Genomic DNA, 19,929 nt, shown 5'->3' on the forward strand with positions numbered 1-19,929 from the left:
ACTGAGGAGGATAATAAGTGGGCGAGGGAAGTTTTGTAAGCGAGATAAACTGTCAAAGTAGTTCAGGAAAATTGATATAGATTGCCTGCGCGATACGCAGGCAATCAGAGGAGGCGCTAATTCCTGTGCGGCAGATTCGCTTTTATCAGCCGCCAGGTACTCCATGCACCCAGACCGCGCTTCGCCCAACGCATCAAAAAGTTGGGATTGCGCACCGACCAGATCGCTAACGCGCTGCTACCGATAGCCAGATAGCTACGCAGACTAAGCAGCGTCATCCAACCGCGATCGTAACGGGCGGTTTCCAACAGCCATTCCCGACGCGCCATACTAAGATCGAGGCGCTGCTGGTGAATAGTGATTAACAGATCCGCTTTACGTTGTTCACGGTCAGCACGATTCATGGGTGACGGTCCTCCAGCATTTGACGATCGGAGGAGAGCTCTTTCCGCGTATGGTGAAGCAGCGTGGATTTACGTGACTTACGCAGCGTCCAAAGGCCAAAAATAAGCGCCAGCACAAACAGCACGGCAGTAGTAATGCCAATGGCTGTCAGGCGATACTGCGCATCAACCGCCCAGATAATTAATACCATCAGGCTCATCAGGCCAAACGCGGTGAACAGCATCGTCAGGCCAATCATCAACAGCATCTGTATCAGATTAGCCTTTTCCTCTTCCAGCTCGACCACAGCAAGGCGCACACGGGTTTCTACCATGCTAACCAGCGTTGTGACGAGACGCTGTCCGATGTTTATGACCCCTTTGCCTGGGCCGTGGCTCTGCTGAGAATCGGCCATAATTAACGACGCGAAATCAGCATGCCGATGGCCAGCCCGATGGCTGCGCCAATACCTACGCCGTGCCAGGGATTTTCACGCACATAATCATCGGCGTGGCTAACCGCTTCACGGGTGGTCTGTGACAGACGATCGCCGGTTTCACCGAGACGCAGGCGCGACTCATCCAGCGCGGCACGCGCTTTGCTACGCAACTTATCCAGTTCTGATTTTGATTTATCGGTGGAATGGCTAAGCACTTCTTCCAGCGTATCCGCCAGGTTCTTCAGTTCGGCGCGCAGGTGTTCTGACGTAGTATCTGTTGACATGAAACACTCCTTTATTCGCAGGCATGTACGCTGTAAATGGGTTACCAGGCAGCAGACTGAAGCGCTTTAAGCTCTTCACGCTCTTCCTGTAATTTTTGTTGGCGTTTAGCGATTTTTTTCTTATCGCCATCCTCCTCGGCATCTTTTAAATCTTGTTCTCGCTCTGCTACTTCCCGCTTTTTCGCGTTAATGTTTTCCTGATGAGCCGCTTTTAGCTTTTCATCAGTGCAGCTGGCGCGTACTTCCGTCAGAGCGCGTTCGAGGCCGTTCACCCGGCGTTGATTATCATGCTGTTTTGCATAGGCAATTTCTCGCTCAATATTTTTCTCTTTCTGCAAACAGAGTACGCCAGCGGCCTGGGTAAAGCCGGAAAGGGAAAAAAGAGCCAGAAAAAGCGAGGTGCGAAATTTCATCCGATCATGACCTTCCATTGTTAAATTCAGCCGTTCCCTGTGAACGGTAAAGATGCAGCAGGTATGAGGCTGGCAGCCATGCCGCCTCATAACCTTTTGTAAGAATAGACACTCTTTACGGAAAGCTCAAAAGTGTTGCTGAAGAAAGCGTGTTCGGGAAGAGAAATCGCGCTACGCGGCGGGGTTAGCCAACGGATTGCGAACGCAGCGAGATTTTATTCAGCCAGCCGCTGCTGTTTTCCAGCTGGGCAATATTAAAACCATGCGGCAGAATTTTAAGCAGGGCGCGCTGGGCCGCCAGGCTCTGCTCCTGCGACTCAAAGCGCAGTACCAGCGAGTCCTGTGCGGGCGTGATGCTTTTCACCTGAATGCCCTGCGCGTTAAGGCGCTGCCAGACATAAAAGCCATCCGGCAAACTAACGCCCTGTTCGGCAACGCGGATTTGCAGGGCATTTTCATGGCGAAACAGCGCTGGCAGCAGGGCAAAGGTGATAATCGCCAACAACCCGACCAGCAGCCAGCGCAGCGGCTGGCGTAAAACAGGCTGTAACCATTGCATTATGGTTGACCTTTTTGCTTGCCGTTACCGTTCCGTTTGCGCCACAGCACCACCAACGATCCCACCAGGCCAACCACCAGCAGCACCAGCGGCAACAGCATCAGGCAGAACATCAGTTCATCTTCATAACGGCGGAAAATCGGCGTTTTACCCAGCGCAAAACCCATGACCGTCAGAATCAACACCCATATGAAGCCGCTCATCCAGTTAAAGAACTGAAAGCGGGTACTGCTCAGGCCGGAAAGGCCGGCGATGGTAGGCAGCAGCGTGCGTACGAAAGCGATAAAGCGGCCAATTAACAGCGCGGAGAGGCCGTGGCGATGAAACATTTGATGGGCCCGTTGATGATATTGCGCGGGCAAATGGGATAGCCAGTTTTGCACGGTGGGCGTATTGCCCAGCCATCGTCCCTGAATATAGCTAACCCAGCAGCCAAGGCTGGCCGCGGTCGTCAGGATAAACAGGGTAAGCGGAAAATTCATGGTGCCTTTGGCAATCAGGACGCCGACCAGAATAAGCAGGCTATCGCCGGGAAGAAAGGCGGCGGGAAGCAGGCCATTCTCCAGAAACAAAATCATAAACAGTACGCCATAAATTGCCCAGACCAGCGTCGGATCGGCCAGGGTCTCAAAATCTTGTTGCCATAATGCTTGCAACAGCGCTTTTAAAATATCCATTCATTATTCCTGAACTTCATTGTTAACACTGGCTCATCAATAAAGAGGCCGGGAGGGCAGGCTGGCAGTTTTTGTTAATTGTAGTCGCCGCTACCGCAGGCCGGGCGATCGTCTTTTGCCTGTATGGGCTGTAAAAACGATGCATTCTTCTTTCCCGCCGCGAAAGGGTAAGAAAAGGCAGATAACTGTAACAAAATCCACCTTTACGAGACAGGGAAAGTTACTTCTGACTGAGAGTTTTACCGTTGAAAATCATTAGCAGAAAGGAGCTTTACACTGGCTGACACTAAAGTAACTTAGCTGACTTTAGACGCTTTGTTATCCAAAGCGTCCTTTTTTAGCGGGAAGAAGAGGTATTGGGCAGGATAACCGGGTTTTCAGCAAACATGTAACGGTCAACGTTGAATTCAAAATCGTCGGTCGTGGCGTTAAATAACATCTGACGGGTATTTTCCAGATGTTGCCACATCGCCAGCTTGGCGGCGGCCGGATCTTTGCGCATTAAGGCTTTCAGGATCATATCGTGGTCGTTGCACCAGCTGCCGATGGCTCGCTCGTCAATGTGCTCATGCAGTTTCAGCCAGTAAGGGTTATGCATACGGTGCAGCCACATTTTCTCGACGATAGCCGCCAGCGCGCTGTTTTGCGTCGCCATGGCAATTTGTACGTGAAAGCGCATATCCCATTCGGAATCGCGGAAGTGATCTTCTTTGCGCGCCTCCTGCTGGATTTCCATCAGTTGCACAATGTCCTGTCGCGTGACGCGCGTAGCGGCGAATTCCGCCACGTTACTTTCAATAAGCTGACGCGCCTGTAACAGCTCGAAAGGGCCAAAATTAGCAAACTCCAGCTGGCTGTTAGTTATAACCCGCGGGTTTTGCTGGCTGGAAATAACATGAATACCGGAACCTTTGCGCACTTCGACGTAGCCTTCCACCTCCAGCATAATAATCGCCTCACGCACGACGGTGCGGCTGACCTGCATCTCTTCCGCTATCAGTCGTTCTGCAGGCAGCTTATCGCCTGGCTGATACTGACCGGTTTCAATGCGATTTTTTAACTCTGCGGCCAGCTGTTGATAAAGACGACGCGGTTCGCTGATTTCCATAGGTCTGTTCCCTGCAGATGGAGTCGGTAAGTTGTTATACCACTTACCGCCGTTAAGGCCAATCACTGTGGCGATCGGGGGGATGGAAATGCGCAGTTCGTCAGCAAACAAGCAGAAGGGAATAAAACAGGCGGGCATTCGCTGATGCCCGCCCTGAGGGAAGCTAGCTGCGTACCGGCTCGGCGGCTGGTGCCGTCGGTGCTTGCTCCAGTTCGGCGGCCGGTTGGTTTTTCAGCACCGTCCAGATAACCACCGCGCCCAGCAGATCGAACACCGCCAGCGCGGCAAACAGCGGGCTGAAACCCAGCGTATCGGCCAGCGCGCCGACCACCAGCGCAAACATGGTGCTGGCGGTCCAGGCGGCCATGCCGGTCAGTCCGTTAGCCGTGGCGACTTCATTACGACCAAAAACATCAGAAGAGAGCGTAATCAGCGCGCCGGAAAGCGCCTGATGAGCAAAGCCGCCAACGCACAGCAGGCCAATCGCCACGTAAGGGCTGGTAAACAGGCCGATGGTGCCGGGAGCGATCATCAGGACCGCGCCCATCGTCACCACCAGCTTGCGTGAAACAATCAGGTTAACGCCAAACAGCCGTTGAAACAGCGGGGGCAGATAGCCGCCGACAATGCAGCCCAGATCGGCAAATAGCATCGGCATCCAGGCAAACATGGCGATCTCTTTCAGGTTAAAGCCGTAAACCTTAAACATAAACAGCGGGATCCAGGCATTGAAGGTGCCCCATGCCGGCTCCGCCAGAAAGCGAGGCAGGGCGATGCCCCAAAACTGGCGGTTACGCAGGATCTGACCGGCGCTCATTTTCTTGCCGTTGTCGATCTGGTGGTGCGCTTCCTGACCGGAAAGGATATAGGCGCGTTCTTCATCGCTGAGTTTTTTCTGCTGTTTAGGGTGCTTATAAAACACCAGCCAGCAAAGCGCCCAGATCATGCTGAGTACACCGGTAATGATAAACGCCATTTGCCAGCTGTGGGCGACGATGGCCCATACCACCAGCGGCGGCGCGACCATCGCGCCAATAGAGGAACCGACGTTAAAATAGCCCACCGCAACGGAGCGCTCTTTGGCCGGAAACCATTCACTGCTGGCCTTCAGACCGGCGGGGATCATGGCCGCTTCGGCGGCGCCGACGGCAGCGCGCGCAATCGCCAGCCCGCCCCAGCTGCCCGCCAGCGCGGTTGCGGCACAGAATATCGCCCACATAATCGCAAACACCGCATAGCCAATTTTAGTGCCGAGGACGTCAAGAATATAACCGGCCACCGGCTGCATAACGGTATAGCAGGCGGAGTAGGCGGCCACGATATAAGAGTATTGCTGGGTGGTGATATGCAGCTGTGCTTCAAGAGTCGGCGCGGCTACGGCAATGGCGTTACGCGTCAGGTAACCCAGCACGGTACCGATGGTCACCAGACCGATCATATACCAGCGTAGCCCTTTTATTTTACGCATGTCATACCTCTTCCAGTTCTGTTGGCGGCCGTGCCGCTGTTTTTTATTGCGGGTCTGTCGCAGTCAACTGCGAACAGAAAGCATCCGGGAGCAAAACCCTGCCTTTGCCCTTTTCCATTCCTTACCTGTGAAAGAAATTTCTGCTCATCAAAATCTGAACGGCAGACGATAACTTGTCATACCGATTTAAAAGTTGAATGCCATCACAAAAACCATTTTTGTAATATGTGATACTTAAAACCAAGGTAATTCAGGCGATTACCGGCTGGCAAGGCAGTTGACCGCCAAATAAGGGGCGCGAAGTTGTCTGGTTTGTGAGCTGTATCGCAAAATAATCACTGCGGTTGCTTAAATTGGTATGATAACTTTTCTGCCATCAGGTGAACGCATCGATAACGTTCATGTAAAAGGAGATCGGAATGTCCCGTTTTATGACCGAAGATTTTTTGCTGGAGAGTGAGTTTTCCCGCCGCCTGTACCATGACTACGCGGCCGATCAACCGATCTTTGATTATCATTGCCACCTGCCGCCGCAGCAGATTGCAGACAACTACCGCTTTAGCAACCTGTACGATGTCTGGCTGAAGGGCGATCACTATAAATGGCGTGCCATGCGCGCTAACGGCGTGCCGGAAGCGCTCTGTACCGGCGATGCCGACGACCGCGAGAAATTTAACGCCTGGGCGCGCACCGTTCCGCATACCATCGGCAATCCGCTCTACCACTGGACGCATCTTGAACTGCGCCGCCCGTTTGGCATCACCAACGTGCTGCTGTCGGAAAAAACCGCCGATCGCATCTGGGATGAGTGTAATGCGCTATTGGCGCAGGATGACTTTAGCGCGCGCGGTATCATGCAGCAGATGAACGTGCGCATGGTGGGCACCACCGATGATCCGGTAGACAATTTACAGCATCATCAGCGTCTGGCGCAGGATGACAGCTTTACCATTAAGGTGCTGCCGAGCTGGCGTCCTGACAAAGCGTTTAATATCGAAGCCGAAGGCTTTGCCGACTATATGCAGCAGCTTGGTGCGGTAGCAGATACCGATATTCGCCGCTTTGATGATTTACGCCGTGCGCTAAGCAAGCGCCTCGATCACTTTGCCGCGCACGGCTGTAAGGTTTCCGATCATGCGCTGGATGTGGTGCTGTTTGCCGAAGCGGACGATGCCACGCTGGATGAAATTCTGGCGCGTCGTCTCCAGGGAACCCGGCCTTCGGAACAGGAAATGGCGCAGTTTAAAACGGCGGTGCTGGTATGGCTGGGCGCAGAGTACGCCCGTCGCGGCTGGGTGCAGCAATATCATATCGGCGCGCTGCGCAATAATAACCGTCGTCAGCTGCAGCTGCTGGGGCCGGACGTAGGCTTCGATTCTATTAATGACCGTCCGCTGGCTGAACCACTGGCGCGCCTGCTCGATGCGCAAAACCGCAATAATGCGCTGCCGAAAACCATTCTTTACTGCCTTAATCCGCGCGACAACGAAGTGCTGGCAACGATGGCCGGGAATTTCCAGGGCGAAGGCGAGCCGGGAAAAATGCAGTTTGGCTCCGCGTGGTGGTTTAACGATCAGCTGGACGGCATGCAGCGCCAGATGACCCAGCTGGCGCAGATCGGCCTGCTGAGCCGCTTTGTCGGCATGTTAACCGACAGCCGCAGCTTCCTTTCTTATACGCGCCATGAATATTTCCGTCGTCTGCTGTGCCAGATGATCGGTCGCTGGGTTGAAAACGGCGAAGCGCCTGCGGATATTGATTTGCTGGGCGGGATGGTGAAAAACATCTGCTTCAATAACGCCCGCGACTATTTTGGCATTGAGCTTTAATCCGGAGAAATTCCATGCAAACGCTGAATCGCAAAAATTTTCCCGGAGCGCACTACCCCACCCGCATCATCCAGTTTGGCGAAGGTAATTTTCTGCGCGCGTTTATCGACTGGCAGATCGATTTACTTAACGCCCATAGCGATCTGGATGCGGGCGTAACGGTTGTCAGGCCGGGCAGTCGTCAGGTCGATTATACGCTTAACCATCAGGACGGGCTTTATACCGTGCTGCTCCGCGGGTTGAATGCGCAAGGGGAGGTGGTGAGCGAGCCACGCCTAATCCGCTCGGTGAACCGGGAAATTCAGCCGTATCGGCAGTTTGACGACTTTATTGCGCTGGCGCAGGACGCGCATATTCGCTTTATGTTCTCCAATACCACCGAGGCGGGAATCGCCTTTAACGCCGACGATCGGCTGGACGATCGGCCGGCACGCTCGTTTCCCGGCAAAGTGGCCCAGCTGCTATGGGCGCGCTGGCAGCATTTTTCCGGCGCGGCGGATAAGGGCTGGATTATTCTGCCCTGCGAGCTGATCGATAATAACGGCGACGCGCTGCGTGAGCTGGTATTGCGCTATGCCGATTGCTGGCAGCTGCCGGCGGCGTTCAGCGCCTGGGTTAAGCAGCACAATATTTTCTGCAATACGCTGGTGGATCGCATCGTTCCCGGCTATCCGGCGGCAGAGGCTGAGGCGCTATTTACTGCGCTTGGCTATCGCGATCCGCTGCTGGTGGCGGGCGAGGTTTTTTACCAGTTCATTATTCAGGGACCGCAGCAGGTTGCCGATGAGCTACGGCTGTCGGCGCTGCCGCTTAATATCCGGCTGGTAGAGGATATTAAGCCGTGGAAAGCGCAAAAGGTGGCGATCCTTAACGGCGCGCATACGGCGATGGTGCCGGTGGCCTGGCTTTCCGGGCTGGATACCGTCGGCGAGGCGATGAACGATAACCGCATCGTACATTTTATCGACGCCATGCTGCGTGAAGAGATAATCCCAACGCTGGATCTGCCTGCTGACGATCTTCAGCGCTTTGCGGATGCGGTGCTGGGGCGTTTCCGTAACCCTTTTATCCGCCATCAGCTTTCGGCGATTGCGTTAAATAGCATGACTAAATTCCGCACGCGTCTGCTGCCGCAGCTGCTGACGGAATATCAGCAGAGCGGCCGGTGGGCAACGCGCATCACTTTTGCGCTGGCGGCGCTGATCGCTTATTACCGCGGCGAGCGCAACGGCGAGCGTTATCCACTACAGGATGACGCGCAGTGGCTGGATCTTTTTGCCACGCTTTGGCCGCAGCAGGCGCAGGGCGCAATCTCGCTGCAGCAGTTGGTTACTGCGGTGCTGAGCGATAAGCAGCACTGGCAGTGCGATCTCAGTCAGCAGCCTGGTCTGGTCGATGCCGTTACTCAACACCTGCAAAATATTACCGCTCACGGCATGCGGGCAGCATTACCACAATGAGGAATACCGGCTATGCAACAAGCGATTAAAATAGCGCCGCGCGATAACGTCGCCGTTGCGCTCAGCGATCTGGATGAAGGTAGCGCGCTGACGCTGGATGACGTTACCGTCACGTTGCGTCAGCCGGTAGCTCGCGGCCATAAGTTTGCGCTGCGCTCGATCGCCGTCGATGAGCACGTGATCAAGTATGGATTGCCGATCGGCCACGCCACGCAGCCGATCGCCGCAGGCGAGCATGTTCATGCGCAAAATGCGCGTACCAATCTCAGCGATCTGGACGAATATCAATACCAGCCCGATTTTATTACGCTGCCGCCGCAGGCCGCCGATCGTGAAGTACAGGTTTACCGCCGCGCTAACGGCGAGGTTGGCATTCGTAATGAGCTGTGGATATTGCCGACCGTCGGCTGCGTCAACGGCATTGCACGTCAGATCCTGCAGCGCTTTTTGCGTGAAAGCGACGATGCCGCCGGTATCGATGGCGTCCATCTGTTCAGCCATCCCTTCGGCTGTTCACAGCTCGGTCAGGATCATGAGAATACCCGCACCATGCTGCAAAATATGGTGCGTCATCCGAATGCCGGCGCGGTGCTGGTGATTGGCCTGGGCTGCGAGAACAATCAGGTTGATGCGTTTCGCGATACGCTGGGCGGCTACGACAGCGATCGCGTCAGTTTTATGATCTGCCAGCAGCAGCAGGATGAGGTCGAGGCGGGGCTGGAACGCCTGCATCAGCTTTATCAAACGATGCGCCACGATCGGCGCCAGCCGGGAAGGCTGAGCGAGTTGAAATTCGGTCTGGAATGCGGCGGCTCAGACGGCTTCTCTGGCATTACCGCCAATCCGCTGCTGGGACGCTTTTCCGATCGGACGATCGCTAACGGCGGCACCACCGTCCTCACCGAGGTGCCGGAGATGTTTGGCGCCGAACGGATCCTGATGAGCCGCTGTCGCGACGAGGCGACATTTGAAAAAACGGTAGCGATGATTAACGACTTCAAACGTTACTTTATTGCCCATCAGCAGCCGATTTATGAAAACCCGTCGCCGGGCAATAAGGCGGGCGGCATTACGACGCTGGAAGAGAAATCGCTGGGCTGTACGCAAAAAGCCGGGCAGAGCCAGGTAGTGGATGTGCTGAAGTATGGCGAGCGTCTGCGTCAGCCGGGGCTGAATCTGCTGAGCGCACCGGGCAACGATGCGGTCGCCACCAGCGCGCTGGCGGGAGCGGGCTGTCATATGGTGCTGTTTACCACCGGGCGCGGCACGCCCTACGGCGGGTTTGTGCCAACGGTAAAAATTGCCACCAATAGCGAACTGGCGGAACGCAAGCCGCACTGGATCGATTTTAACGCCGGTCCGCTGGTGCTGGATACGCCGATGGAGGCGCTGCTGGAGCGCTTTGTTGACTATATCGTTGAGGTGGCTAACGGCAGGCTTACCAATAATGAGCGCAACGACTTCCGCGAGCTGGCGATCTTTAAAAGCGGGGTCACGCTGTGAGCCAGCCCAACAATTAATGCAACGGTCTTCGCGAACGGGCGATCTGTAAAAGCGGCATTACGCTGCAAGTCAGCCCAACAATCAATGCAACGATCTTCGCGAACGGGCGATCTTTAAAAATGATGTCACGCTGTAAGTCATAAAAAGCGACGAGGTTGCCTGACTGGGGTCGCCTCAAACAGCTGAAGCTAAGGCGACGGAAGGCCAGGCAGAAGAGTAAAGCGTCCCGCGCCATGGACGGCGCGGGCCGAGCTGTCAGGGATGACGCTGTTTGCGTCTTTACGATCGGCCTGGCCTCCCGGCGCGGACACCTGGTCTTCTTAAGAGGCGACCCAACGGCAGAACGCCCCAGCGACCTAAAGTCAGAGGCGCCCCAACGAAAGAGGCGACCCAACGGCCACCTCTGTAATCGCACTTGTTTACGCTGTAGCCACAAGCGGTTAGCTAAGGCTCTTCGTTGCCGTGCGCTGCTCTTCCGCCTGACAAACCGCCGCGGTAAACAGAATATCGGTGGAGGAGTTCAGCGCGGTTTCCGCCGAATCCTGCAGTACGCCGATAATAAAGCCCACCGCGACCACCTGCATGGCGACATCATTAGGAATACCAAACATATTACACGCCACCGGGATCAGCAGCAGCGAGCCGCCCGCCACGCCGGATGCGCCACAGGCGCACAGCGAAGCGACCAGACTGAGCAGCACGGCGGTCGGCACGTCAACATGAATACCCAGCGTATTCACCGCCGCCAGCGTCAGCACGGTAATAGTGATGGCAGCGCCTGCCATACTGATGGTTGCGCCCAGCGGAATGGAAACCGAGTAGGTATCTTCATCCAGATTCAGCTTTTTCGCCAACGCCATATTCACCGGGATATTGGCCGCCGAACTGCGGGTAAAGAAAGCGGTTACGCCACTTTCACGCAGGCAGGTAAACACCAGCGGATAAGGATTACGACGGATTTTCCACCAGGCCAGAATCGGGTTAAATACCAGCGCCATCAGCAACATACAGCCAATCAGCAGGATAAGCAGATGGGCATAATCCCACAGCGCGGAGAAGCCGGTAGAGGCCAGAATCGAGGCGACCAGGCCAAAAATACCCAGCGGCGCGCAGCGGATCACTATGCGCACCATCCAGGTGACCGCGTTGGAAGCGTCGTTTAGCAGCTGTTTAGTGGTATCGCTGCTGTGGCGGAAGGCGATGCCTAAACCCACTGCCCAGACCAGGATGCCGATATAGTTGGCATGCATGAGAGCATCAATCGGATTAGCCACCATGCTCATCAGCAGACCGTTTAATACCTCACTGATGCCGGACGGCGGGGTGATTTCCGTTTGTGCCGCGCTCAGGGTCAGCACCTGTGGATAGAGGTAACTGCAAACCACAGCGACCACTGCCGCAAAGAACGTGCTCAGAATATAGAGGAAGATAATCGGGCGGATATTACTTTTTTGCCCCTGCTTGTGATTAGCAATCGAAGCAATGACCAGCAGCAGCACCAGCATCGGCGCTACCGCCTTCAGCGCGCTCACAAACAGCGAGCCAAGCAGACCCACCGCCAGCGCCATATCTTTTGAGAACCAGGCGAGCGCAATACCGGCCACCAGGCCAACCATAATTTGTTTTACCAGACTGCCGCCCAGCAGGCGCGCAATCAGCGTGGAAGAACTTTTTTCCATCATCAGAACCATTAATAGTTATTGTGGCCGCCGTTGCCTTATCGGACCACGAACGGCATGAGTGTTTGCCTGGGGGAGTATAAAGAAATGCGATAACAGGAAAAGCAGAAATTATGGCTATTAGGGTGGGATCGAATTTTTTTGTTTCTGTTTATTGGAATTGTGACAGTGATTACAATTGTTTAATTTTATATAAGCGGAATATTCAACGGGACGCTAAGCGCCCCGCAGCATATTACTTTGTTACTCTGTTTTGCTTATTTTATGGCGATCGTTTCGGTGATTAACCCAGGCATTGATCAGTAGCGTCAGGCCAAGAATGGTCCCAACCACGCCCAGCGAGATCGCAACCGGAATATGCCAGATATTGACCATCAGCATCTTGATACCGATAAACACCAGCACAATCGCCAGGCCATACTTCAGCATTGAGAAGCGCTCCGCCACGCTCGCCAGCAGAAAGTACATGGCGCGCAGGCCGAGGATCGCGAACAGGTTAGACGTCAGCACAATAAAGGGATCGGTGGTAACGGCAAAAATAGCCGGAATACTGTCAACAGCGAAGATTATGTCGCTCAGCTCCACCATAATCAGCACCAGCAGCAGCGGCGTAGCGTACAGCAGGCCGTTGCGGCGAACGAAAAACTTCTCGCCTTCAAGTTTATCCGTCATGCGTAAATGGCTGCGCAGCCAGCGCACAACCGGTTTATCGCCCACTGAATTTTCATTATCCGCTTTGCTGAACGCCATTTTGAGCCCGGTAAGCAGCAGGAAGGCGCCGAACAGATAAAGGATCCAGCTAAACTGGGTGACCAGCCAGCTGCCGGCAAAAATCATAATGGTACGCAGCACAATCGCGCCCAGCACGCCATAAATCAGCACCCGGCGCTGCCAGGCCGCCGGCACGGCGAAATAACCGAACAGCATCAGCCAGACAAAAACGTTATCCACGGCCAGCGCTTTTTCCAGCACATAGCCGGTCAAAAACGCCATGGTTTGCGTATTCGCCATTTCACGGCCGACAGCGCCATCGAGATACCACCAAAAAGCGGTGGCAAAAAGCAGGGAAACAGAAACCCAGATCAGCGACCAGGCCGCCGCTTGCTTAAGCGTCATGGTCTGCGCGCCGCGCCGTCCCTGTAAAAAGAGATCAATCGCCAGCATGAGCAGCACGACAACGGCAAAGCTGCCCCAGAGTAACGGTGTGCCAACGGTTTGCATAAAAATATCCTGTCAGTAAACAAAAACGGCCAACGTCGGAAGAGGTCAGCCGTGCTGTTTACTGCAAGCAAAGCCCCGCCTTCCGGCAAGGTCTCACTTACAACGCAGAAAAAATTCCGGGTTGCCCGATGACCGGATGCGTAACGCATCGTAATGACGATCGATCGGCTAACAAGTTACTCCCCTTTGCTGCAGGGAAAGATAGAAGGACGCAGGGCAATAAGCAACGCGTTCAGTGTAATTTTTTGAAATATTTACACTAGCTGGCTCGGTTTTCTTTATCAGCTGGAAAAACGACGCCGGTCTGGCGCCGGATTTCAGTCAGCAGGCGCGCCGTGCTGCGTGCCAGCGCCAGCCCAGGATGCTCAATTTGCCGCTCAGCGATCCGCCCGGCGAACTGCTCCGCTTCATAGCGCATCGTATTACTGTGCTGCGCTGGCGTCAGATCCTGCGCTGTGCCGCCGCGCGGGATAAGGGTAATGCGCTGCACTTCAGACAGCTTTTCTATCACCAGCGATCCCGCTTCGCCCTGAATTTCGCTGGGAACGTGCGAGTCGCTGACTTTTGAATGCAGCAGCGTGACGTCAAAATCGCCGTAGTGCATGATCACCGAACCGTGCGCATCAACGCCGCTCTCCAGCAGCGTGGCCTGCGCCTGAACCCGCTGAGGCTCGCCCCACAGCGCCAGCGCGCTGGCCAGACAGTAATAGCCAATATCCATAATCGAGCCGTTGGACCAGCGAGGATCGAAAGTATTGGGTTGTTCGCCGTTCAGATAACGCGGATAGCGGGAAGAGTACTGGCAGTAGTTGAACAGCACTTTACGCAGCCTGCCAAGCTGCGGCAGGGCCTGCCGGATAACCTGAAAACCCGGCAGGCAGGCGGTTTTAAACGCCTCAAACAGTACCACTTGATTTTCAGCGGCGCAGGCGATCATTTGCTCAGCTTCCTGCAGGTTAGAGGCCAGCGGTTTTTCACACATCACATGCTTTTTATGACGCATAAACAGCTGCGCCTGCTCGCAGTGCAGGGCGTTAGGGCTGGCGATATAAACCGCATCGATCTCAGCACAGGCCGCCATCTGCTCCAGTGAAATAAACAGATGCTCGGCCGGACACTCTTTAGCGAAAGCCAGCGCCTGTTCCAGCGTGCGCGAGTAAATGGCGGTCAGCGTCATTTTGCCGGTTTGATGGGCGGCCTCGACAAACTGCCGGGTAATCCAGTTAGTGCCTACAATAGCGAAGCGAATCATAAAAATTCCAACTCCCGATCCTGAGTGAAGAAGAGCAGAGTAGCATGCGCGTTTGGTTGCGCCACGGCAAAGCGCGGTTGCTGATTTGATCCTGCGATCCGCCTTCCAATATGATGGCCTCTTTTCCGGATGCAGGAACCGTAACAGAAGGATGCGATGTGAGCGTTAAACATGTTCTTAACTGGACCACTATTTTGGTCGCGATCCCGGTAGGCTGTGCGGCATCGCTGGTAACGCTGGGCTTTCGTCATCTGATTGAGCTGATTAATCAGTTACTGTTTCATACCGATCGCGATATTACCGTGGCGATGACCGTCTGGCCCTGGTATTGCTGGCCGCTGATCGTGGGGCTGGGCGGGGCGATCGCCGGTTTTTTTCTGCGCTATGCCATCAGCCTGGAACGTCAGCAAACCAGTAAAACCGACTATCTGGACGTTATTAACGCCCGGCTGGACGCGGTGCCAACCAGAACCTCGCTGTTTCGTGCGCTCTCATCGATTGCCAGTATCGGCAGCGGCGCTTCTATCGGTAAAGAAGGGCCGATGGTGCAGCTTTCCGCGCTGTGCGGCAGCCTGATGGGGCGTTTTTGCTTTAAATCTGTCGCTATTAATAACAGTGAAATCGTGGCGATGGCCGCCGCCGCCGGGCTGGCCTCGGTTTATCATGCGCCGCTGGCCTCGGCGATTTTCGTTGCGGAGATCGCCTTTGGCATCACGGCGCTGCAGCGGCTGATCCCGCTGATTATTGCGGCGGCGACGGCGGTAATGACCATGTGGTCGCTGGGGCTGCGCAATGCGCTTTATCCCTTTGCCGACGTACGGTTTCAGCTGGATCCGACTACGCTGCTGTTGACGGTCGCGATTGGCCTGTTGTCCGGCCTGCTCGGCTGGCTGCTGATTAGAATGATTGGCCGTAGCAGGCAGCTGTTCTCTTATATTCAGTCGCTGCCGCTGCGTCTTGGATTAGGAGGCCTGCTGGTGGGGGCGCTGGCGCTGGTCTCTACCGATATTCTTGGCAACGGGTATGAAGTGATTGTGAAGATTATGGCCGGACATTATCTGCTGCCCACGCTGTTACTGCTGCTGGTGTTAAAAATGAGCGCCACGGCGCTGTCGGTGGGCTCGAACGCGGTGGGCGGGCTGTTTACGCCCTCGCTGCTGGTGGGCGCGCTGCTGGGAGTGATTATCGCCACGCTGGCGCTACAGGCCGGGCTGCCGGTTAGCAATACGCTACTGTTTGCGGTAGTGGGCATGGGCGCGGTGCTGGCTGCGGTCAGTCAGGCGCCGCTGATGGCGATGTTGATGGCGCTGGAAATGACGCTCAACAGCAGCCTGCTGTTTCCGATCATGATCGCTACCGTGCTGGCAGCGATGGTCGCCTGGCGTTTGCAGGCCGCCAGCACCTATCCGGTGGTGACGCAGCATTTTAATCGCGCTGACGCCAAGCTGGATTTTGATAACAGCATTATCGAGCAGCTTATTGTGCCCGGCGCTGCTTTACAGCCGCATGAGTCGGTAGGGCGCGCGCTGGCGGTCAGCTCGCTAAAAAAAGAGCGCTATGTCTATGTGATTAATGACCTGGGCCATTTTCTCGGCGTGGTCTCGATTCACGATATTTCCCGAAAAATTCTTGACCGTGAAATTACGCTCGATTCGCCGGTTATTCTGGTGATGGACGCACAGTTTCCCTGCGTGTTCCGCAATCAGACGATCCGCGAAGGTTGGGAAGCCTTTGCACAGGTCACGCTGGAACGCCTGCCGGTATTAAATAACCCGCAGGATCGCAAATATCTCGGCGTGTTAACCAAAACCAGCCTGATTAGAAAGGCGAAAGATTTTATTTAACCGGCGTTGCCTGACAGCGCCTGATGAGTCAGCCACAGTCGGGTATCAAACTCCAGCTGATGATAGTCCGGCTCCATATAACAGCAGAGCTGGTAAAAAGCTTTGTTGTGCTCTTTCTCTTTGATATGCGCCAGCTCATGCACCACGATCATCCGCAGAAAAGCTTCCGGCGCCTGGCGGAACAGCGTCGCAACGCGAATCTCCGCGCGGGCTTTCAGCTTGCCGCCCTGCACCTGCGACACCGCGGTATGCAGGCCAAGCGCATGTTTTATCACGCGGATTTTGCTGTCATAGATCACTTTATTGAGCGGCGCGGCGTTGCGTAAATAGCGGTTTTTTAGCGCCAGCGTATAGTCATACAGCGCTTTGTCGCTGGTGATGCTGTGCATTGCGGGATAGCGCTGTTGCAACACCTCGCCAAGGCGTTGCCGATCGATAAGATCCTGAACCTGGCGCAGCAGCGTTTCGGGATAGCCCTGCAGATAAATTAACGACGACATGACGCGACTCGAATAAAAAGGCAGTATACTGCGCCCCCGCTTTCGGGGCGAAAAGATGCGCAATAGTACCACGCCGAGGAATCCATGAGCCAATTAGAACTGAGCCAACGCACGCTGACCTTACACCGCTTCCCGCGTATGCAGGAGGAAAACCCGCTGCAGGCGTGGGATTCGGCCGATGAGTATCTGCTGCAGCAAACGCTGCCTGCGCCGGAGCAGGGGCCGCTGCTGGTGTTTAACGACAGCTTCGGCGCGCTCGCCTGCGCGCTGGATCGTCCGCTCTACAGCATTAACGACTCATGGATTAGCCAGCAGGCGACGCGTCAAAACCTGCGCGATAATCAGCTGGATGAGGATCGGGTTATCCTGCTTGACAGCATGGCGCCGCTGCCCGCCGCGCCCGCCTGCGTGCTGATTAAAATTCCCCGTACGCTGGCGCTGCTGGAGCATCAGCTGCGTCAACTGCGTGAGGTGGTGACGCCGGAAACGGTCATTATTGCCGGCGCGCGCGCGAAAGAGATCCATACCTCTACGCTGCAGCTGTTTGAACGTATTCTTGGCCCAACGAAAACCTCGCTGGCGTGGAAAAAAGCGCGCCTGGTTTACAGCACCTTTACGGATCCGGCACTGAAGCCGCAGGCGGAAACCCTGAGCTGGCCGCTGGATGGCACCGCGTATCAGATACACAATCATGCCAACGTTTTCTCCCGCAGCGGGCTGGACATTGGCGCGCGTTTCTTTATGCAGCATCTGCCGGATAATATCGCGGGCGAGATCGTCGATCTCGGCTGCGGCAACGGCGTGATTGGCCTGCTGGCGCTGGAAATGAATCCGCAGGCGGAGGTGCATTTTATTGATGAATCCTCGATGGCGATCGCCTCCAGCCGCATGAACGTTGAGCTTAACCGCCCGCAGGATATGGCGCGCAGCCACTTTCAGGTGAATAACGCGCTGAGCGGCTTTCCGGCCGATCGCCTGCATGCGGTGCTGTGTAATCCGCCTTTCCATCAGCAGAGCGCGATTACCGATCATATCGCCTGGCAGATGTTCCGTGACGCGCGCCGTTGCCTGCAGTATGGCGGCGAGCTGCGCATCGTGGGCAATCGCCATCTGGACTACTATCGCAAGATGAAAAAGCTGTTTGGCAACTGCACCACCGTTGCGTCAAATAACAAATTTGTGGTGCTGCGATCGGTGAAACTGCGTTGAGATTAGCCGGGCTTCCCCGCAGCCTGAACTGCGTTGATTAAATCGCCAGCGCCAGTTCAGTTCCTTGCGCGATGGCGCGGCGCGCATCCAGTTCCAGCGCCACATCCGCGCCGCCGATAATATGCACCGGCTTACCTGCCGCCTGCAGCGGCGCAGCCAGCGCCCGGTTAGGCTCCTGACCGGCGCAGATAATCACATTATCAACCGGCAGCGTGAGCGGCTGGCCGTCGCGCAGAATATGCAGCCCCTCGTCATCAATGCGCTGATATTGCACATTGCCCCACATCTCTACGCCGCGCGCCAGCAGGCTGCTGCGGTGGATCCAGCCGGTGGTTTTCCCCAGTCCGGCGCCCGGCTTGCCCGCTTTGCGCTGCAGCAGCCAGATCTGACGCGGGCTGCCGACAGGCTGCGGTGCCGTTAATCCGCCGCGCCGCTGCAGGCTTTTGTCGATCCCCCATTCCTGACAAAAGGCATCAATATTCAGGCTGCTGGCATGATCGCTGTGGCTGAGATAGCTGGCGGTATCGAAGCCGATACCGCCAGCGCCGATAATAGCGACGCGTGGGCCGACCGGCTTTTTATCACGCAGCACATCCAGATAGCTCAGCACCTTGCTATGCGATATGCCTGTAAACATCGGCGTGCGCGGCACGATGCCGCTCGCCAATACCACTTCATCAAAATCGCGCAGCATTTCCACTTCGGCCCGACAGTTTATGCGGATCTCTACCTTATAGCGCAACAGCTGAGTACGGTAGTAACGCAGCGTTTCATTAAACTCCTCTTTACCGGGGATCTGGCGCGCCACGTTAAACTGACCGCCGATCGCGTTGGCGGCCTCAAACAGCGTGACCTGATGGCCGCGCATGGCGGCATTTACCGCAAACGCCAGACCGGCCGGACCCGCGCCAACCACCGCCAGCTTTTTTTGCTTGCTGGCGGGTATTACCGGCATCAGCGTTTCATGACAGGCGCGCGGGTTAACCAGACAGGAGGTGACTTTGCCCGCAAAGATTTGATCGAGGCAGGCCTGATTGCAGCCGATGCAGGTATTGATCGCGGCGGCGCGGTTGGCCTGCGCCTTTGCCACAAAGGCGGCATCCGCGAGAAAAGGGCGCGCCATAGAGACCATATCCGCACAGCCCTCATTCAGCAGCAGCTGCGCAACTTCCGGCTGGTTGATACGGTTGGTGGCGATAAGCGGCAGCGTCACATGCTGTCGCAGCATGCGGGTAACCCAGCCGAAAGCGGCGCGAGGCACCGAGGTGGCGATGGTAGGAATACGCGCCTCATGCCAGCCGATGCCGCTATTGATCAGCGTGGCGCCCGCTGCTTCGATAGCCTGCGCCAGCTGAATCGTCTCTTCCAGCGTATTACCGTCCGGCACCAGATCGAGCATCGACAGCCGGTAAATAATAATGAAGTCCGCTCCGGTCGCGGCGCGCACCGCCTGCACAATGCGTACGGCAAAACGCATACGATGCGCGAAGTCGCCGCCCCATTCGTCGCTGCGCTGATTGGTGCGTAGCGTAAGGAACTGATTAATCAAATAGCCTTCCGAACCCATGATTTCAACGCCGTCATAGCCCGCCTGCTGCGCCAGCGCCGCGCAGCGCACAAAGTCCTCAATCAGCTGCAAAATGGCCTCATGGCTCAGTGCCTGCGGCATAAAAGGATTGATGGGAGCCTGCAACGGCGAGGGCGCCACCAGCGCGGGCTGATAGCTGTAGCGGCCGGCATGCAGGATCTGCAGGGCGATCTTTCCATCGTGCTGGTGAACCGCGTCGGTGATGATTCGGTGATGCGCCAGCTGCGTTGCAGAATTCAGTACCGAGCCGCCTGCGACGACGACGCCTTCCGGGGAAGGCGCAATGCCGCCGGTAACCATTAAAGCTACGCCGCCTGCGGCACGCTCGGCATAAAATGCGGCCAGCCGCACCGCGCCGTCAGGCCATTCTTCGAGACCGGTATGCATCGATCCCATCAAAAAGCGATTTTTTAGTTGGGTAAAGCCAAGATCGAGCGGATCGAAAAGCGATGGCGTGATCGACATAAAGCTGCTCACCTGAATGTTAATTTATTGTTGCGTGGTCGGATGAG

At 55.8% G+C, this 19,929-nt stretch carries 18 protein-coding genes; 5 read left to right on the forward strand and 13 right to left on the reverse strand.

What is annotated here, in order from left to right:
• Positions 1-116 precede the first annotated feature (116 nt).
• The 8 genes from COO59_RS07740 to COO59_RS07775 all read right to left on the reverse strand — a co-directional run bounded on the left by COO59_RS07740 (position 117) and on the right by COO59_RS07775 (position 5,332).
• Positions 117-404 (reverse strand): YqjK-like family protein, encoded by a 288-nt coding sequence (locus tag COO59_RS07740; protein WP_103059228.1) that lies wholly within the window; start codon positions 402-404, stop codon positions 117-119.
• A complete protein-coding gene (locus COO59_RS07745) occupies positions 401-799 on the reverse strand; it encodes a phage holin family protein (protein ID WP_205960853.1) in 399 nt (132 codons plus the stop codon). Before COO59_RS07745 ends, COO59_RS07740 begins: the two co-directional genes overlap by 4 nt.
• Before the next feature lie 2 nt (positions 800-801).
• The gene (locus COO59_RS07750; protein ID WP_103059230.1) at positions 802-1,107 is read right to left on the reverse strand and encodes an ElaB/YgaM/YqjD family protein; all 306 of its coding nucleotides are present in this window, start codon (positions 1,105-1,107) and stop codon (positions 802-804) included.
• Positions 1,108-1,148: 41 nt separating this feature from the next.
• Entirely contained in the window at positions 1,149-1,520 is a 372-nt protein-coding gene (locus COO59_RS07755) for a DUF1090 domain-containing protein (protein WP_165786501.1), read from the reverse strand.
• A 184-nt stretch (positions 1,521-1,704) separates the two neighbouring features.
• Positions 1,705-2,079: an EnvZ/OmpR regulon moderator MzrA gene (mzrA, locus tag COO59_RS07760; RefSeq protein ID WP_103059232.1), complete on the reverse strand. Its 375-nt coding sequence runs from the start codon at positions 2,077-2,079 to the stop codon at positions 1,705-1,707.
• The gene (locus tag COO59_RS07765; protein ID WP_103059233.1) at positions 2,079-2,756 is read right to left on the reverse strand and encodes a DedA family protein; all 678 of its coding nucleotides are present in this window, start codon (positions 2,754-2,756) and stop codon (positions 2,079-2,081) included. Before COO59_RS07765 ends, mzrA begins: the two co-directional genes overlap by 1 nt.
• A gap of 337 nt (positions 2,757-3,093) precedes the next feature.
• A complete protein-coding gene (gene exuR / locus COO59_RS07770; RefSeq protein WP_103059234.1) occupies positions 3,094-3,864 on the reverse strand; it encodes a transcriptional regulator ExuR in 771 nt (256 codons plus the stop codon).
• Between the two features lie 163 nt (positions 3,865-4,027).
• Positions 4,028-5,332: an MFS transporter gene (locus COO59_RS07775; protein WP_103059235.1), complete on the reverse strand. Its 1,305-nt coding sequence runs from the start codon at positions 5,330-5,332 to the stop codon at positions 4,028-4,030.
• Between the two features lie 419 nt (positions 5,333-5,751).
• Between COO59_RS07775 and uxaC the strand changes: the two genes are divergently transcribed.
• The 3 genes from uxaC to COO59_RS07790 are packed head-to-tail and all read left to right on the forward strand — an operon-like array spanning position 5,752 to position 10,124.
• The gene (uxaC, locus tag COO59_RS07780; RefSeq protein WP_103059236.1) at positions 5,752-7,161 is read left to right on the forward strand and encodes a glucuronate isomerase; all 1,410 of its coding nucleotides are present in this window, start codon (positions 5,752-5,754) and stop codon (positions 7,159-7,161) included.
• A gap of 14 nt (positions 7,162-7,175) precedes the next feature.
• On the forward strand, positions 7,176-8,621 hold the full coding sequence (locus COO59_RS07785; RefSeq protein ID WP_103059237.1) for a tagaturonate reductase: 1,446 nt from the start codon (positions 7,176-7,178) through the stop codon (positions 8,619-8,621).
• Positions 8,622-8,633: 12 nt separating this feature from the next.
• Positions 8,634-10,124 carry a UxaA family hydrolase gene (locus COO59_RS07790; protein WP_103059238.1) on the forward strand — a complete coding sequence of 497 codons (1,491 nt, stop codon included), beginning with the start codon at positions 8,634-8,636 and terminating at the stop codon, positions 10,122-10,124.
• A 440-nt stretch (positions 10,125-10,564) separates the two neighbouring features.
• Here the strand turns inward: COO59_RS07790 and sstT are convergent, their stop codons facing one another.
• The 3 genes from sstT to COO59_RS07805 all read right to left on the reverse strand — a co-directional run bounded on the left by sstT (position 10,565) and on the right by COO59_RS07805 (position 14,276).
• Complete coding sequence (sstT, locus tag COO59_RS07795; protein ID WP_103059307.1) at positions 10,565-11,803, reverse strand: serine/threonine transporter SstT; 1,239 nt, start codon at positions 11,801-11,803, stop codon at positions 10,565-10,567.
• Between the two features lie 243 nt (positions 11,804-12,046).
• The gene (locus tag COO59_RS07800; RefSeq protein ID WP_103059239.1) at positions 12,047-13,024 is read right to left on the reverse strand and encodes a TerC family protein; all 978 of its coding nucleotides are present in this window, start codon (positions 13,022-13,024) and stop codon (positions 12,047-12,049) included.
• Positions 13,025-13,283: 259 nt separating this feature from the next.
• Positions 13,284-14,276 carry a Gfo/Idh/MocA family protein gene (locus COO59_RS07805; protein ID WP_103059240.1) on the reverse strand — a complete coding sequence of 331 codons (993 nt, stop codon included), beginning with the start codon at positions 14,274-14,276 and terminating at the stop codon, positions 13,284-13,286.
• Positions 14,277-14,434: 158 nt separating this feature from the next.
• Here COO59_RS07805 and COO59_RS07810 point away from each other — a divergent pair, with 158 nt between their 5' ends.
• Positions 14,435-16,120, forward strand: coding sequence for a chloride channel protein (locus COO59_RS07810; protein ID WP_409371604.1), 1,686 nt, complete (start codon positions 14,435-14,437; stop codon positions 16,118-16,120).
• On the opposite strand, the gene COO59_RS07815 is transcribed toward COO59_RS07810, so the two are convergent.
• Complete coding sequence (locus COO59_RS07815; RefSeq protein WP_103059241.1) at positions 16,117-16,620, reverse strand: M48 metallopeptidase family protein; 504 nt, start codon at positions 16,618-16,620, stop codon at positions 16,117-16,119. The genes COO59_RS07810 and COO59_RS07815 overlap by 4 nt on opposite strands.
• 84 nt (positions 16,621-16,704) lie before the next feature.
• Between COO59_RS07815 and rlmG the strand changes: the two genes are divergently transcribed.
• Entirely contained in the window at positions 16,705-17,829 is a 1,125-nt protein-coding gene (gene rlmG / locus COO59_RS07820) for a 23S rRNA (guanine(1835)-N(2))-methyltransferase RlmG (RefSeq protein WP_103059242.1), read from the forward strand.
• Positions 17,830-17,866: 37 nt separating this feature from the next.
• On the opposite strand, the gene COO59_RS07825 is transcribed toward rlmG, so the two are convergent.
• Positions 17,867-19,882: an NADPH-dependent 2,4-dienoyl-CoA reductase gene (locus COO59_RS07825; protein ID WP_103059243.1), complete on the reverse strand. Its 2,016-nt coding sequence runs from the start codon at positions 19,880-19,882 to the stop codon at positions 17,867-17,869.
• Positions 19,883-19,929: the final 47 nt, after the last annotated feature.

Source organism: Mixta theicola, from assembly GCF_002895925.1.
Lineage (GTDB): Bacteria > Pseudomonadota > Gammaproteobacteria > Enterobacterales > Enterobacteriaceae > Mixta > Mixta theicola.